This is a genomic window from Ursidibacter sp. B-7004-1 (assembly GCF_053654055.1).
In genome coordinates, this window is sequence record NZ_JBSIUP010000020.1 from 13,010 (window position 1) to 29,133 (window position 16,124).

The 16,124-nt window shown below is 38.0% G+C and carries 12 protein-coding genes; 4 read left to right on the forward strand and 8 right to left on the reverse strand.

Annotation, left to right across the window (positions count from 1 at the left end; all coding sequences use genetic code 11):
- Positions 1-41: 41 nt before the first annotated feature.
- A complete protein-coding gene (gyrA, locus tag ACWIW0_RS07830) occupies positions 42-2,711 on the reverse strand; it encodes a DNA topoisomerase (ATP-hydrolyzing) subunit A (protein WP_454452868.1) in 2,670 nt (889 codons plus the stop codon).
- A 194-nt stretch (positions 2,712-2,905) separates the two neighbouring features.
- Here gyrA and msrB point away from each other — a divergent pair, with 194 nt between their 5' ends.
- A complete protein-coding gene (gene msrB / locus ACWIW0_RS07835; RefSeq protein ID WP_454452869.1) occupies positions 2,906-3,301 on the forward strand; it encodes a peptide-methionine (R)-S-oxide reductase MsrB in 396 nt (131 codons plus the stop codon).
- Positions 3,302-3,375: 74 nt separating this feature from the next.
- Here the strand turns inward: msrB and ACWIW0_RS07840 are convergent, their stop codons facing one another.
- On the reverse strand, positions 3,376-4,410 hold the full coding sequence (locus ACWIW0_RS07840; RefSeq protein ID WP_454452870.1) for an ABC transporter substrate-binding protein: 1,035 nt from the start codon (positions 4,408-4,410) through the stop codon (positions 3,376-3,378).
- Between the two features lie 125 nt (positions 4,411-4,535).
- Here ACWIW0_RS07840 and trmJ point away from each other — a divergent pair, with 125 nt between their 5' ends.
- Positions 4,536-5,285, forward strand: a complete 750-nt coding sequence (gene trmJ / locus ACWIW0_RS07845; RefSeq protein ID WP_454452871.1) for a tRNA (cytosine(32)/uridine(32)-2'-O)-methyltransferase TrmJ — start codon at positions 4,536-4,538, stop codon at positions 5,283-5,285.
- Here trmJ and ACWIW0_RS07850 read toward each other — a convergent pair.
- The 6 genes from ACWIW0_RS07850 to ACWIW0_RS07875 all read right to left on the reverse strand — a co-directional run bounded on the left by ACWIW0_RS07850 (position 5,282) and on the right by ACWIW0_RS07875 (position 12,318).
- The gene (locus ACWIW0_RS07850) at positions 5,282-6,409 is read right to left on the reverse strand and encodes an anhydro-N-acetylmuramic acid kinase (RefSeq protein ID WP_454452872.1); all 1,128 of its coding nucleotides are present in this window, start codon (positions 6,407-6,409) and stop codon (positions 5,282-5,284) included. The two genes, trmJ and ACWIW0_RS07850, sit on opposite strands and share 4 nt — an antisense overlap.
- A 25-nt stretch (positions 6,410-6,434) precedes the next feature.
- Positions 6,435-8,663 (reverse strand): ATP-binding protein, encoded by a 2,229-nt coding sequence (locus ACWIW0_RS07855; protein WP_454452873.1) that lies wholly within the window; start codon positions 8,661-8,663, stop codon positions 6,435-6,437.
- 30 nt (positions 8,664-8,693) lie between these two features.
- Complete coding sequence (locus ACWIW0_RS07860; protein WP_454446541.1) at positions 8,694-9,557, reverse strand: EamA/RhaT family transporter; 864 nt, start codon at positions 9,555-9,557, stop codon at positions 8,694-8,696.
- Between the two features lie 126 nt (positions 9,558-9,683).
- Entirely contained in the window at positions 9,684-10,292 is a 609-nt protein-coding gene (locus ACWIW0_RS07865) for a TIGR04211 family SH3 domain-containing protein (RefSeq protein ID WP_454452874.1), read from the reverse strand.
- Positions 10,293-10,360: 68 nt separating this feature from the next.
- On the reverse strand, positions 10,361-11,620 hold the full coding sequence (locus ACWIW0_RS07870; protein ID WP_454452875.1) for an inorganic phosphate transporter: 1,260 nt from the start codon (positions 11,618-11,620) through the stop codon (positions 10,361-10,363).
- Positions 11,621-11,637: 17 nt separating this feature from the next.
- A complete protein-coding gene (locus ACWIW0_RS07875; protein ID WP_454452876.1) occupies positions 11,638-12,318 on the reverse strand; it encodes a TIGR00153 family protein in 681 nt (226 codons plus the stop codon).
- Between the two features lie 344 nt (positions 12,319-12,662).
- Here ACWIW0_RS07875 and pheS point away from each other — a divergent pair, with 344 nt between their 5' ends.
- Both pheS and pheT read left to right on the forward strand, forming a co-directional pair.
- A complete protein-coding gene (pheS, locus tag ACWIW0_RS07880) occupies positions 12,663-13,646 on the forward strand; it encodes a phenylalanine--tRNA ligase subunit alpha (RefSeq protein ID WP_454452877.1) in 984 nt (327 codons plus the stop codon).
- Between the two features lie 86 nt (positions 13,647-13,732).
- Positions 13,733-16,120 carry a phenylalanine--tRNA ligase subunit beta gene (gene pheT, locus ACWIW0_RS07885; RefSeq protein ID WP_454452878.1) on the forward strand — a complete coding sequence of 796 codons (2,388 nt, stop codon included), beginning with the start codon at positions 13,733-13,735 and terminating at the stop codon, positions 16,118-16,120.
- Positions 16,121-16,124 lie beyond the last annotated feature (4 nt).

Consider the following 16,124-nt stretch of genomic DNA (forward strand, 5'->3'; position numbering starts at 1 on the left):
TCGCGGAGTTAAGCCGTTTGCATTCAAATAAATATCAATATCTACATATCAACTTCTGCAGAAACGTCAGCATTCTCTTCGCTGTCAATCTCACAAATTCTCTCTAAGCTCACCACTTGTTCATCTTGAGCAGTACGAATAATACGAACCCCTTGAGTATTTCTACCCACTAAGCTCACTTCATTAACACGAGTACGAACTAACGTGCCTGCATCAGTGATTAACATAATTTGGTCATTTTCTTCAACTTGAACTGCAGCAACCACTTTACCGTTACGTTCGTTCACTTTAATTGAAACAACCCCTTTTGTTGCACGAGATTTAATCGGATATTCACTTAAAGCAGTACGTTTACCATAACCGTTTTGCGTTACGGTTAGAATTTCGCCTTGGGTATGCGGAATCACCAACGATACGACTTTATCAGTGGTTAAATTAACACTTGATGTTTCTTCTGCATCTTCATTTTCAACAGTTTCAATTTCCACCTCTTCTATCTCATCAGTAGAAATTTCTGTGGTAGCTAATTTAATGCCACGCACACCTGTTGCGACACGTCCCATTCCACGCACTTGGGTTTCAGCAAATCGAACAACACGCCCTTGTGCAGAGAAGAGCATTATTTCGCTTTCACCATTGGTAATATCAACTCCGATCAATTCATCGCCTTCGCGAAGTTTTAACGCAATCAGACCGCTTGATCTCACATTGCTAAAGGCATCTAACGATACTTTCTTCACCGTTCCACTTGCCGTTGCCATAAAGATAAATTTGTCTGCACTAAATTCACCATTTGGAACAGGTAAAATAGCCGTAATACGTTCATTTTCTTCTTTTACCAGTGGCAAGATATTAACAATTGGTGTTCCCCTTGCGCCACGACTCGCTTGTGGAAGTTGGTAAACCTTCAGTTGATATAAACGTCCACGGCTAGAGAAACAAAGAATGGTATCGTGAGTATTCGCCACTAATAAACGCTCAATGAAATCATCTTCTTTCATTTTCGTTGCAGACTTACCCTTACCGCCACGACGTTGGGCTTCGTAGTCGGAAAGTGGTTGATATTTCACATACCCTGCGTGAGAAAGCGTTACAACAACATCTTCCTGAGCAATAAGATCTTCTAAATTGATATCACCTGATGCGGCGGTAATTTCGGTACGGCGTTCATCACCAAATTCTGCTTTCACTTTTTCTAGCTCTTCACGAATAACTTCCATTAAACGTACTGGGCTATTTAAAATATGTAATAACTCACCAATGATCACTAAAATTTCTTTATATTCATCTAGAATTTTTTCGTGTTCTAACCCTGTTAAACGGTGTAAACGTAATTCAAGAATTGCTCTTGCTTGTGTTTCAGAAAGGAAATATTCGCCATTACGTACACCGCAATTTTCTGGAGCATCATCAGGACGAGCAACATCAACGCCAGCAGCTTCAAGCATCGGGGCAACATTGCCTAATGCCCAAGAGCGAGAAAGTAGTGCTTCACGTGCTTCATCTGCGGTTTTAGAATTTCGGATTAACTCAATGACAGGATCGATATTTGCGAGTGCAATCGCCAAACCTTCTAAAATATGTGCTCGTTCACGCGCTTTGCGTAATTCAAAAATAGTACGGCGAGTAACCACTTCCCTACGGTGTAGTACAAAGGCTTCGATAATTTGTTTTAGATTAAGCACTTTTGGCTGACCGTGATCCAGTGCAACCATATTGATACCAAAGGTAACTTGCATCTGGGTTAGAGCGTAAAGGTTGTTTAAGACTACTTCGCCAACTGCATCACGCTTAATCTCAATCACAATGCGTAAACCATCTTTATCCGATTCATCACGCAACTCGCTGATCCCTTCTACTTTTTTATCTTTGACCAACTCTGCAATCTTTTCGATCAATTTTGCTTTGTTCACTTGGTAAGGAATTTCGGTAACGATGATTTGCTCACGTCCTTTAGCGGTGGTTTCCACAGTCGCTTTTGCACGCACATAAACTTTACCACGTCCTGTACGATAGGCATCTTCGATCCCTTTGCGTCCGTTAATAATCGCTGCTGTCGGGAAATCAGGGCCGGGAATATGTTGCATTAGCTCTTCAATACTAATTTGATCGTTTTCAATATAAGCCAAGCAACCGTTTAATACTTCATTTAAGTTATGGGGAGGAATATTTGTTGCCATCCCTACCGCAATACCCGATGAACCGTTCACTAATAAAGCTGGAATTTTGGTTGGCAATACATCTGGAATCATCTCTTTGCCATCATAGTTTGGCGAGAAATCAACGGTTTCTTTATCCAGATCAGTGAGCAACTCTTGGGTAATTTTTTGCATACGGACTTCGGTATAACGCATCGCCGCTGGTGCATCACCATCAATAGAACCAAAGTTCCCTTGCCCATCAACTAACATATAGCGTAATGAGAACGGTTGAGCCATACGTACAATAGTGTCATATACTGCTGAATCACCGTGAGGGTGATATTTACCGATAACATCACCAACCACACGGGCAGATTTTACATAAGGCTTGCTAGCGGTGTTGCCACTCTGATCCATTGAGAACAACACTCGGCGGTGTACAGGTTTTAAGCCATCACGCACATCGGGTAAAGCACGTCCAACAATGACCGACATTGCGTAGTCAAGGTAAGATGTTTTCAGCTCTTCTTCAATACTGATGGGGGTAATATCTTTGGCTAATTCGCTCATTGAAATATCCTAATCACGTTACAAAAAATCCCCATTTTCTCAGGGGCAAAAATTGGACGAGAGTATAACACAAAAGCAACATAAACGGGGGATTTTCCTAATACGAAAAATCATTCAACCTTTTTGTAAAAAAACGCTAGAATGTTACCGCTTATTCTTGAACAACATCGACAATAAAAATAAAGGAGTGAACAATGATTAAAGATATTGATGAATTGACAGACGAACAAATTGAAATCTGTTTAAACAGCGGTACAGAAAGACCATTTACAGGTAAATTCTTAAATGAAGATAGGGTGGGGACTTATCGTTGTGTGCGTTGCCATAATGCTCTTTTCCGCTCTGATACTAAATTTGATGCAGGCTGTGGTTGGCCAAGTTTTTATGAAACAATATCAGAAACATCACTACGTTATTTAGATGATTATAGCTTAGGTCGCCATCGTACTGAGATCCGTTGCGGACATTGTGATGCTCATATGGGACACGTTTTCCCAGATGGTCCACCACCGACAGGATTACGTTTCTGTTTAAACTCTGTTGCATTAAATTTTAAATGGGACGAAACAGGCGAAGAAATTGATGGGTAAATAAGAAACAGCAGATACAGTGGGAATAAGCTGTATCTGCCTAACCTAAGTATGAAATACGATAGTACTTACTATTACTTCGCCAATTTAATTTCTTCCATCCATCTATTAATTAAACGCTTTCCTTCTTCACTTGAACCAAAACGTTCAAAGTCTAATTCGACTAATTTAACACCTGACAATTTAACCGATTGCGGGGCAACTTCTGCCTTCACATTTGTTGGAATTTGATAAACACCGTGTTCACGCCAAGGAATTTCTTGTGCTTCTTTAGATAATACCCAATCCATAAATAATTTTGCGTTATCTAAATTTCTTGCTCCTTTGATAATACTACTTCCCCCTAATGCATACCCTACCCCATCTTCAGGTAATACAGCTTCAACAGGTGCGCCTTTTTCTTTTTCAGTCGCATAGCTATGAACAAAACCAACAGTAGCAGTACTTTCACCACGCGATAAATTTGTTGTTACTAGGCTACTTTTTACATATTGAGAAATGTTAGCGTCAAGTTGCTTTAAGTATTCAAAGGCTTTTTCTTCACCCCATAACTGAATTAACGTTGCGATAATGGTGTAAGTTGTGCCTGAGGTACGTGGATCTGGTAGTTGGACTTCCCCTTTTAATTTAGGGTTAAGTAAATCAGCCCATTTCTTAGGTGCTTCAATTCCTAATTTTTGTAGTTTTTCAGTATTTACCCCAAAGCCAAGTACCATCATATAAACAATAGAGGTAAAGTTTCCCTTCTCGCTATCTATTAGTTTCTTAAATTCAGGTAAAATTTCAGCTTGATTTGGCGAACGGTACGCTTCTAATAAACCAAGTTGCCCAGCTTGGAAATGAGGTTCAATTGTACCACCATACCAAATATCTGCTTGTGGATTATCTTTTTCCGCTTTAATGCGTGCAAAAATAGTACCTGTTCCGCCGTGAATAAATTGGGTTTCTACATTATATTTCTGCGAGAATTTCTTGGTCATATTTTCACAGACGTTATTTTGAACAGTACAGTAAACGGTTAATTTACCTTCTGCATTTGCGTTGCTCGTAGCAAATAGCGGGCTTGCAAGGCACAAACTTGCGACTAATGACTTTAATTTTCTTTGCATTTCACATTCTCCTTCAAATGAGATTAGAGTTTAACATCTACGCAAACGATTGCAAATAATCACTTAGATATAATCTATGCTAAAATAAGCTAACTTAACCTATTGATGTAATTAGTGATGTAATAATGAACTTACTCAATCAAATTCAAATTGTACTTGTTGAAACTTCCCATAGTGGCAATATTGGCTCAACTGCTCGAGCGATGAAAACAATGGGACTATCACATTTACGTTTAGTTTCCCCAAAACAAGGGATTGATGAACAAGCTATCGCACTTTCTGCTGGAGCAAAAGATCTCCTTGAGCAAGCTCAAGTTTTTCATAGTTTTGATCAGGCGATTGCCGATTGCCAGTTGGTTATTGGGACAAGTGCCCGTTTACGCCATTTGCAAAGCAGTTTAATTGAACCAAGAGCCTGTGGCGAACTCGCTATTCAACGAGCAATACAAGGTAAAGTTGCGATTGTCTTTGGGCGTGAACGAGTTGGCTTGACGAACGAAGAATTATTAAAATGCCACTATCATTTAAACGTACCAACAAATACCGAATATGGTTCATTAAATTTGGCAATGGCTGTGCAGTTAGTGAGTTATGAAGTGAGAATGGCGTGGTTAAATTTTTCTGAAAACTTGCAAAAAAAACCGCAAAACTCACCGCTTGTAGAAAACGCTAACATCAACTACCCTTCGGCTGAATCATTAGAGCATTTTTTCAACCATACTGAACGATTATATCGTGAGCTAGGGTTTATTCGTAATGATGCCGTAATGCTAAAACTCCGCCGCCTTTATCAGCGTTGTGAATTAGAAACTGCGGAATTAAATTTACTACGAGGAATGCTTACTTCTGTGGAAAAAAAACTATATAAGAATTAGATGGTAAAAATTACCCCTAAACTCACCGCTTGTGTTGCACCTGTTACACTCGGTAGATTAGATGGCAAATTATGTATGCGTTGATAAGCTAACCACGCAAAAGCTGCTGCTTCTACATAGTCAATATCCAAACCATATTCTGTTGTAGTACTTACTTTCCAGTCGGAGAGTAAGGTAATAATTCGTTCCATTAGTAATGGGTTTCTTGCTCCACCACCACAAACCAACAATACGCAAGGTAGATGTTGTGGGTTATTGATTTTTTGTAAGGCATCTGCAATCGACTGAGCGGTAAACTCCAGCAAAGTTCGTTGTACATTTTCCGCAGAAATATTTGGCGATATTGTGTGATATTTTACCAATTTTTTTTGTAACCACTGAAGATTAAATAGCTCTCGCCCTGTACTTTTTGGCGGTGGCTGTTGGAAAAAAGGCTCATCTAATAGAATTTTTAATAATTGTGGGTCAATCTGCCCTGTTCTTGCCCATTCACCATTTTGATCAAACTGCTTACCTTGTTGGGTTTCGATCCAAAGATCTAATAACGTATTACCTGCTCCAATATCATAGCCAATAATTTCTTGATCGGGAGCTAATAGCGATACATTACTAATTCCACCAATATTTAATACCGCAGTAATCCGCCGCTTATCTGCAAAAAATGCCTGATGAAAAGCTGGGACTAAAGGTGCACCTTGCCCACCATATACCATATCTTTACGGCGAAAATCCCCTACTGTTGTAATACCTGTTTTTACTGCAACTAAATGCATATCGCCAATTTGAGTAGTGAAAGGAAACTGAGATTGTGGTGAATGCCAGATAGTCTGCCCGTGGCAACCAATTGCTTCAATTTGAGATGCTTTTAATCCTAGTTTAGCTAAAAACTGGTTGATACACTCTGCATAAAGCAAACCCAGTTGATGATCAACTTCACCTAATTGCTGTAAGGTAACTTTACCTTTCTTTACTATTTCTCCAATAGTCAAACGAAGTGGTTTGGGCATTGATGTAAAGTCTGATGCGATCAATGTTGGTGGTGTTTGAGCAAAATCCATTAGTGCTAAATCAACACCATCTAGGCTAGTACCCGACATTACGCCAATATAATATGCTGTTGTCATTATTGTTCCTTCGTTTATGTATTCGTTATGCAATATTTTCGACCCATTCCACCGCTTCTGCTAAATCAGCTTGCCAATTTTGTTGAAGTTGTGCCACCCATTCTGCAATATTTTGTTGCCACGCTTCACCATTATCAGTTTGAGCAAGCTGTGCTACTTTTTGCAGTTTAATCAAACCAACCGATGCCAATGCCCCCTTGATTTTATGGGCTTCATCTGCAGTGGCTTTGCGTTGCTGTTCATCATTGGTTTGTTGCCATTGCTGTAAATACTGGTTGAGATAATTAAGATAATCGGGCATCAATTTTGCAAAGAGTTCAAAATTAGCTAATACCGCTTTTTTACCCATTACTTCGACTAATTCGCCCAAAATGCGACAATCAAATGCTTGATTATCTGCACTCTGACTTGCTACAAGCGGGCGGTTTTCACTCGAATTTTCCAAAAATCCTTCATCGAAATGACGGTTCAAACAGTCTGCTAAAGCTTCTAATGAAAGCGGTTTACGCAGAATATCGTCCATTCCTTGTTGCTGATATTCTGTTTTAGTCTGCATAATATTTGCAGTTAAAGCCACCAATAGTGGTAAATAATCTACATCACCATTTTCATAACGTTCTCGCAGTTTTTGGGCAATTTCAAAACCAGTCATATCGGGTAATTGAATATCTAATAGAAGTAGGTCGTAGCTATTTTTATCAAATAACTCAAAGGCTTCTGCCCCTGTCATTGCCACATCTACATCACAACCAAATTTATTCAGCATTGCTTTTGCCACAACAATATTGACTTCAATATCTTCAACTAATAACACCTGTAAAGCGTGTTTGTTTATAGACATTTCCTGTTTTGCTGAAACTTCATTTGCTTGAATGGTTAAGGTAAAAGTCGCACCTTCATTTGGTTTACTCTCAACCGTTAAATCTCCCCCCATTAACCTCGCGATACGTTTTGAAATTGCCAATCCGATACCGCTACCAATCGCTTTTTTGCCATCTTCACTTTCAACTTGGTAGAACATTGCAAAAATTTTGCGTTGTTCACTCTTTTTAATACCGATCCCTGTATCCCGTAAAATAAAACAAAAATGATCTTGATCGTAGCGGGCAACTTTTAGATAAATATCCCCACCTGAAGGGGTAAATTTCACTGCATTGCTGACTAAATTCCACAAAATTTGACTAAGGCGAGCATTATCTACATAAATAAAAGGGGGTAAATCGTGATCATATTCAATATGAAACTTAATCTTTTTCTGTTCTGCCATTAAATTAGCAAAGTGGCTAATATTACTAATGATCTGTGAAAATTCTATTTCACTGCGGAATAACTCAATTCGGCGACTATTAATTTTTTCTAAATCAATAATATCGCTAAAGATATGCCCCAATGAAACTGCACTGACATTGATTGTTTTTAAATATTCTCGCTGTTGAGCCGACAAATCCCCTTCTAATAAAATACGACTTAACCCAATAATGCCATTAAGTGGTGTGCGTAGCTCGTGGCTAATCGTTGCCATCAACGTTGTTTTATCTCGGCTATTTTTTTCGATAACATCTTGATAACGTTTGCGTTCAGTAATATCTCGACCAAATCCCATAATACAGTGGCGATCTTGTACTCGGTCATAATAAGGCACTTTGCGAATTTCAAAACAAGCTAATTTATTATTCGGGTATCTGATCCACTGTTCATAAGTTACCCCCATATTGGTATCGAGGGTTTCTTTATCTGTGGACATTATCAACTTAGCCGTTTCTTCCGAATAAACATCGGCTGGCATTAAATTGATCAGCTCTTTTTCGGTTTTACCCGTTAGCAATTCCATTGCTTTATTACTACCTAAAAAATGTCCTTGTTCATCACGATAAAAAACTAAATCTGGTGAGGCATCAAAGAAAGAACGTAAAAATTCTGCTTTCTGTTCTAATTCCACATTTAAACGAGCATCTTGTTCTCGTAATAATGAAAGATCTTTTAATGACTGCTCTAAACGCATTCGAGAGCGTTCTAGTTTTTCTACAATTAAATTGTAAAAATAGAGTACAAAAGGGGCAGAAATTAAACCAAAAGCAATAGAACGAAAAATATCATTTGCTTGAATATCGCCAGTGAAGATCAAACTTAATAACATCTGAACCACTATTGCAAAAACAGCCAATACGACTAATCCAAGTAAGGCAGCCCAACCTTTTCCTAAACGTAAAACCCAGTTTACATAGTTTTGCCCATACTGTTTCAGATTTTTCATTGTGTGATCCTTATCGCTTAATCAAGACTTTTAACGCCAATAAAACAAACAAAGAATGGCAATAACTGCGACTAATACACCTAAATAGTTAATTTTATTGATTTTTTCTTTAAATAAGAAAGCACCAATCAATGTCCCTAAACAAATCACGCCCAAGTTCATTCCAGTAAAAACAAGGGTTGGATCATCTTTCATTGCTTGGTGAGCTTTAATATAAAATAAAATGTTACCAAAGTTTAATACACCTAATAATAAGCCAGTCAATACACTTGGAACATTCCATTGTGTGCGTTTAAGTAATAAATAGATAAACATTACGCAACCTGCACCAATAAAAGATATTAGCAAGGTCAATGGGAAAGCCGATCCCGATTTTGCCATCTGTTTAAACAAAATATCAATAACACCAAAACCAATCCACACCAACGCAAGACTGACTATCGCTGTTTTGCCCCCTTTATTCATTCCTTCGTGGCTTTTCCATAATAAACAACCTAACGCAGAAAATGCAAGCAATAAGGCAATGAGTTTGTTACTCGTTACCGCTTCACCAAATAAGGTAAACGCAGCCAAAATAGGTAAAAAGAGAGAAAGTCGCTGTGCTGCATCTGTACGGATAATTCCTGCAAACTCTAGGGCTTTAGCTTGGATTAAAAAAACTGTTGGCAATAAAATGCCTAACGCAAAAAAGAGATAAGCAGATGGGTTAGTCTGTACAATTTCGACAATGGTCTGCCCTTTGAAGTCAGGTTTAAGTAAAAAATAGCAAAGTGCAGTAGCGACCACATAATTCATTGCAATACTTTGGGCGATAGCCACTCCTCTACTGCGTGCAACTTTAATTAACACGCCAACAAAAACGCTACATAAGACAGCTAAAGCAAGTTCTAACATTTTGTTTCCTTTTTAATTAGTTTGTTATTCAATATTCAACTAAGTTTAAGTACAGCAAATTTTATCTATAAAAAAGGGTAGGATTTGCAATTGATATTGAAAATCCTACCGCTTACTTATCTAAGATTAAACCCAACCATTATTACGTTTACGACGAGGTAATAATAAAGGAATAACCAATCCTAAGAATAAGCCAACACCTAATACAGATCCACCATAAATAAAGTATTGGATCATAATTTCTCGTGATTGAGCATCTTGCATTGCTTCTAAATCACGATTTTTACTTTTTAAAATATCTAACTCACGTTTTAATTGAGCATTTTGGTCAAGTAAGATATTACTTTGTTGATTAGCTTGCTCTGTTCTACGTTGCATTTCTGCGGTACGTTGTTGCCAGTCGCTATCAATTTTGTTTAATTTTAATGTCAATTCCTCGACTTTTTGCTGTAACTGTGGCGTTAATTCTTTTGAACTCGGGGTCGATGTTAATTCACTATTTAAAATCCACGCTTCTCTATTTTTACTATCTCGAATTAACGCATAACGCTCCTTGCGATCCAATAAAATTACTTTATCCCCTGCTTGAATAGTCCCTGAAATTTTAAATTGATCACCAGGGCCTTTTCTCAGATAGGTATTTAAATTTTCTGTAACATATTGTGTTTGAGCTACGCTTGCTGTTGATAAAGTAACTAGCAAACATCCAAACAAAGTGGTTAGATATTTTTTCATAAGTGCGCTTCCTTGAAATAGAGAAAAGAAAAGTGCGAACATCGCACTTTTCTAGAAATTAGCTACAATTAAAAAATAGCACGTAAAATATAATAAATAATAATTGAAAGTATTGCACCTGCTGGTAAGGTAATGACCCAGGATGCAACAATATTTCTGATTACACCTAAATTTAATGCAGCAATACCACGTGCAAAGCCAACCCCTAATACCGCACCAACTAATGTTTGAGTAGTTGAGATAGGTAAACCAGTTCCAGATGCTAATACTACGGTAATCGCACAGGAAAATTGTGCAGCAAAACCTCGGCTTGGTGTTAGGTCCGTAATACCCGTACCAATAGTACTCATTACTTTATGTCCCATTACAGCCAAACCTACAGCAATACCTACTGCACCTAGAGGTAAAATCCAAGGTGCCATTACAGTTTTACCTTCAATAACACCACCGTGATCAACGATAGAAACAACAGCAGCTAAAGGCCCAATCGCATTAGCTACATCGTTTGAACCGTGAGCAAACGCCATTGCACAAGCAGTAATCAGCATCAAAATACTAAAAACTTTCTCTACACCACTAAATCCGCCACTTTGTAAGCGAGAAATAAATGATTGACTGCGTAAGTAGAAGAAACAAGCAATAGTCGAAATAACTGCAAGTACTAAACCAAGAATAACCGTTTGAATATATTTTAATTCTAGTCCAACGTGTTTTAAACCTTTATCTAAAGTAACAACACAAATAATAAATACTGTTAAACCTGCATAATAAGGTGCATATTTTTGTGCATTAGCTAGTGGTTTTTCTGTATCAAAGATTAATTTCTGAGTTGAAATAAAGATGAAAAAAGCAACTAAACCTGCAATCACAGGGGTAATAAACCAACTACCAACAATTCCACCAAACTGAGACCATTGCACAGCTTCAGTACCAACAGTAACGCAAGCAAAACCAACAATTGCCCCAATAATTGAGTGCGTTGTTGATACAGGCCAACCTTTTTGAGATGCCACTAGTAACCATACGCCAGCAGCAAATAATGATGCCATCATACCAAGGACTAAGACATCAGGCTGCCCAACGAAAGCATCTGATGCAATAATTCCACTTTTAATGGTTTCTGCCACTTCGCCACCTGCAAGATAAGCCCCCGCAAATTCAAATACTAATGCGATATAAACGGCTTGCTTTGCAGTAATTGTACCCGAACCAACAGATGTTCCCATCGCATTTGCTACATCGTTCGCACCAATACCAAAAGCCATAATAAAACCAAAGACAGCCGTAACAAGCACGATCATAAAACCGTATTGATTAATCAGTTCCATTGTTTATTCCTCTATAATTATGAACGGGCTAGCATTAGTTCAATGCGAGAGCCAACACGTTGAGCTTGGTCGGCTAATACCCCGATCCATTCAATAATTTTGTATAAGAACATAACATCAATCGGATTATGTGCACTCTCAATACTTAGTAATGCTTTGCGTAATACAATTTGTAGCTGATCTGTATCATCTTCTATGGTATCTAATTCCAAAATCATATTATTCACAAAATTCAACTCACGACCACGAAATCCTGTTTCAAGTAGCTGATCCATTTCGTTGATAACTTTATCTGATTGAATCGTTGCATCAAGACTACGAGAAAGAAAATGTAAGAAAGAAGGCTGCATTTCAACAGGGATCAATAACTGGCGACCAATAACACGACCTGAAATATCTTTAGCATAATTTGCTAATTTATCTAATTGTGTTACTAACTCTAACAAGTCTGTACGCTCAACGGGCATAAATAAACCACGAGGCAGTTTTAAACGAATTTCACGTTTAAGCGAATCTGCTCTGCGTTCTAAATCAATAATTTGACGGCGGATTTCTTCAGCATCTTCCCAACGATTTTGGAAAGTTGCTTCAAAGAAAGGAATTAATAAACCACAACACTCAGTTACTTTTTTTGAATGTTTTTGTAACGGTTTAAGTGGCGAATGGGCGAATAATCCTAAAATATTATTCATTGCCATAATGACATCTCCAATTTAGTTAATACAAAAAATAAGATTGAAATGAATCAAATTAGTGCTAATTCTACTTGATGTTGATAGGAAGATCACGAATTAAAACGTATTTTTCACTAATAATCGGTTAGTTTTTATATTTTTTTTACCTAAAAATGGACTATATTTATGCCTGTTTTTAAACTAAATATTCTATCTTCTATCATCATTTAGATATTGGAAAATCAAGGATTTAGTCCTAATACATTCGATTTTTAAATTTACAATTCTGGTGAGAAGTATTACTATTCAGAAATTATTGTCAAAAAACAGATTACTGTATTATTTTTAAACAAATTTAGAGGATAGGTATGCAAAACCTAGATAATATTGTTGCACAAGCAATCGATACCATTACACAAGCCGATGACGTAGCAAGCCTTGAAGCACTACGAGTAGAATATTTTGGTAAAAAAGGGCATTTTACTCTGTTAATGCAAGGGTTACGAGATGTTCCTGCTGAAGAACGCCCAGCTGTTGGTGCTAAAATCAATGAAGCAAAACAAAAAGCTCAAGATGCTCTAAACAGCAAAAAAGAACAGTTAGAAGCCGATGAACTCAATGCTAAATTAGCCAATGAACGTATTGACGTGAGCTTACCAGGACGAAAAACCGAATTAGGCGGTTTACACCCAGTTTCAATTACCATTGAGCGTGTAGTTAAGTTTTTTGCCGAGTTAGGGTTCAGCGTAGAAAAAGGTCCTGAAATTGAAACTGATTACTATAATTTTGACGCATTAAATATTCCTACTCACCACCCTGCTCGTGCTGATCACGATACTTTCTGGTTTGACGCTCAACGTTTATTGCGTACACAAACTTCAGGCGTACAAATTCGCACAATGGAAAAAATGCAACCACCTATTCGCATTATGGCACCAGGACGTGTTTATCGTAATGACTACGATCAAACCCACACACCAATGTTCCATCAAATTGAATTACTTTACGTGGATAAGAAAGCAAACTTTACTGAATTAAAAGGGTTGCTACACGATTTCTTACGAGCCTTTTTTGAAGAAGATCTTCAAGTACGTTTCCGCCCTTCTTACTTCCCATTTACTGAGCCATCAGCAGAGGTGGATGTAATGGGTAAAAATGGCAAATGGCTAGAAGTATTAGGCTGTGGAATGGTTCACCCGAATGTGCTACGCAACGTGGGAATTGATCCGAATGAATACTCTGGCTTTGCGGTGGGAATGGGTGTTGAGCGTTTAACAATGTTACGCTATAACGTAACTGATTTACGTTCATTCTTTGAAAATGATCTCCGTTTCTTAAAACAATTCAAGTAAAAGCGGTTAGATAATTAAAAAATTTTGCAAATTAAGATAGGTTTTACCATCAAATAAAACCTATCACGAATTCGAGGTAGAGATAAATGAAATTTAATGAATCTTGGTTGCGTGAATGGGTAAATCCAGCTATTAGTACAGAAACGCTATGCGACCAAATCACAATGTTAGGCTTAGAAGTTGATGATGTAGAAGCCATTGCTGGTGAGTTTTCAGGGGTTGTTGTTGGTGAAGTTGTTGAATGTGCACAACACCCAGATGCTGATAAATTGCGTGTAACCAAAGTCAATGTGGGCGGAGAGCGTTTATTAGACATTGTTTGCGGTGCGCCGAATTGCCGTCAAGGTTTAAAAGTTGCTTGTGCGACCGAAGGTGCGGTATTACCAGGTGATTTTAAAATTAAAAAAACAAAATTACGCGGTCAGCCTTCTGAAGGTATGCTCTGCTCTTTCGCTGAATTAGGTATTAAAGTTGAACAAGACGGTATTATTGAATTACCTGCTGATGCACCTATTGGCGAAGATTTCCGCAACTACTTACAACTTAATGATAAAGCGATTGAAATTAGTTTAACCCCAAACAGAGCTGACTGTCTTAGTATTGCGGGTATTGCTCGTGAAGTGGGTGTAATTAACCAAGAACCAGTTCGTACCCTAACTGTAGATGCCGTTAAAGCAACTATCTCAGATAAAGTTACAATTGAATTACAAGCACCAGAAGCCTGCCCACGTTATTTATTGCGTGTTGTAAAAGGTGTGAATGTTAATGCTCAATCACCTCTATGGCTACAAGAAAAACTACGCCGTTGTGGATTACGTTCAATCGATCCGATTGTAGATATTACCAATTTAAGTTTGCTTGAACTTGGACAACCAATGCACGCTTTTGATATGGAAAAGATTGCTCAGCCAGTACAAGTTCGCCTAGCTAAACAAGGGGAAGAACTTGTTTTATTAGATGGCTCAACAGCAAAATTACAAGATAACACTTTGCTAATTGCAGACCAAAACGGACCGCTTGCAATGGCTGGTATTTTTGGTGGATTAGCGAGCGGAGTAAGCAGTGAGACAAAAGATGTCATTTTAGAAGCTGCTTTCTTCGCCCCACTTGCAATTACAGGCAGAGCAAGACAATATGGCTTACATACCGATTCATCTCACCGCTTTGAACGTGGTGTCGATTACGAACTCCCACGCAAAGCAATGGAAAGAGCAACTGCATTATTACTTGAAATTTGCGGTGGAGAAGCAGGTGAAATTGTTGAAGCAACTAGCCAAGAGCATTTACCAAAATCCAATACGGTTACTTTACGCCGTAGTAAGCTAGACAGCTTATTAGGTCATCATATTGCCACAGAAACAGTTACTGATATTTTCAACCGTTTAGGCTTTGAAACTGAATATGCAAACGATACTTGGACAGTGAAATCTCCAAGTTGGCGTTTTGATATTGAGATTGAAGAAGATCTGATTGAAGAAGTCGCTCGTATTTATGGCTATAACAGCATTCCGAACAACGCACCGCTTGCACACCTTCAAATGAAAGGCGTGCCAGAAAAAATGTTAGAAGCCATTCGTATTAGAACAGCATTAGTTGATAGCGATTACCAAGAAGTTATCACTTATAGCTTTGTTGATCCTAAAACGCAAGAATTACTTCACCCTGAACAAGAAGCACTTATTTTACCAAACCCGATCTCAAGCGAAATGTCGGCAATGCGAGTATCACTCCTAACAGGCTTACTTGAGACTATTGCCTATAACCAAAACCGCCAACAAAGTCGCGTACGTATTTTTGAAAGCGGTTTACGTTTTATCCCTGATGCAAATGCAGAGAATGGTATCCGCCAAGAGTTAGTTTTTGGTGCAGCGATTGTTGGTGATAAACGCCCAACACATTGGGAACATAAAGCAGAAAATGTAGATTTCTTTGACTTAAAAGGTGATTTAGAACGAATTCTCTCTTTAACATCAATCAAAGATAAATTGAGTTTTGTCGCAAAACAATATCCAGCACTCCATCCTGGGCAATCTGCGGCAATTATGCTTGATGGTGAAGAAATCGGTTTTATCGGTACGGTACACCCTAAAGTAATCCAAAAATTAGGATTATCTGGTAAACCTGTTGTTTTTGAACTTCTAGCATCTGCGATTGCTGAACGCTCTGTACCAAGTGCAAAAGAAGTTTCTCGCTTCCCTGCCAATAAACGTGATATTGCTGTTGTTGTGGATAGCACCATTGCTGCAGGTGAAGTATTAGCGGAATGTCGTAAAGCTGGCGGTGATAAATTAGTTGCAGTTAATTTATTTGATGTTTACCAAGGCAGTAATTTAGCTGAAGGTAAAAAGAGCCTAGCGATTAGCTTAACCATTCAAGATAAAGAAAAAACCCTTGAAGAAGAAGAAATTAGTAATGTTATTCAAAACGTATTAGCAGCATTAGCACAAAAATTTAATGCTTATCTAAGAGATTAGAAGT

Bases quoted from the DNA above. Each gene is read 5' to 3' on its own strand.
- gyrA (WP_454452868.1), bottom strand. From the start codon at position 2,711: ATGAGCGAATTAGCCAAAGATATTACCCCCATCAGTATTGAAGAAGAG.
- msrB (WP_454452869.1), top strand. From the start codon at position 2,906: ATGATTAAAGATATTGATGAATTGACAGACGAACAAATTGAAATCTGT.
- ACWIW0_RS07840 (WP_454452870.1), bottom strand. From the start codon at position 4,410: ATGCAAAGAAAATTAAAGTCATTAGTCGCAAGTTTGTGCCTTGCAAGC.
- trmJ (WP_454452871.1), top strand. From the start codon at position 4,536: ATGAACTTACTCAATCAAATTCAAATTGTACTTGTTGAAACTTCCCAT.
- ACWIW0_RS07850 (WP_454452872.1), bottom strand. From the start codon at position 6,409: ATGACAACAGCATATTATATTGGCGTAATGTCGGGTACTAGCCTAGAT.
- ACWIW0_RS07855 (WP_454452873.1), bottom strand. From the start codon at position 8,663: ATGAAAAATCTGAAACAGTATGGGCAAAACTATGTAAACTGGGTTTTA.
- ACWIW0_RS07860 (WP_454446541.1), bottom strand. From the start codon at position 9,557: ATGTTAGAACTTGCTTTAGCTGTCTTATGTAGCGTTTTTGTTGGCGTG.
- ACWIW0_RS07865 (WP_454452874.1), bottom strand. From the start codon at position 10,292: ATGAAAAAATATCTAACCACTTTGTTTGGATGTTTGCTAGTTACTTTA.
- ACWIW0_RS07870 (WP_454452875.1), bottom strand. From the start codon at position 11,620: ATGGAACTGATTAATCAATACGGTTTTATGATCGTGCTTGTTACGGCT.
- ACWIW0_RS07875 (WP_454452876.1), bottom strand. From the start codon at position 12,318: ATGGCAATGAATAATATTTTAGGATTATTCGCCCATTCGCCACTTAAA.
- pheS (WP_454452877.1), top strand. From the start codon at position 12,663: ATGCAAAACCTAGATAATATTGTTGCACAAGCAATCGATACCATTACA.
- pheT (WP_454452878.1), top strand. From the start codon at position 13,733: ATGAAATTTAATGAATCTTGGTTGCGTGAATGGGTAAATCCAGCTATT.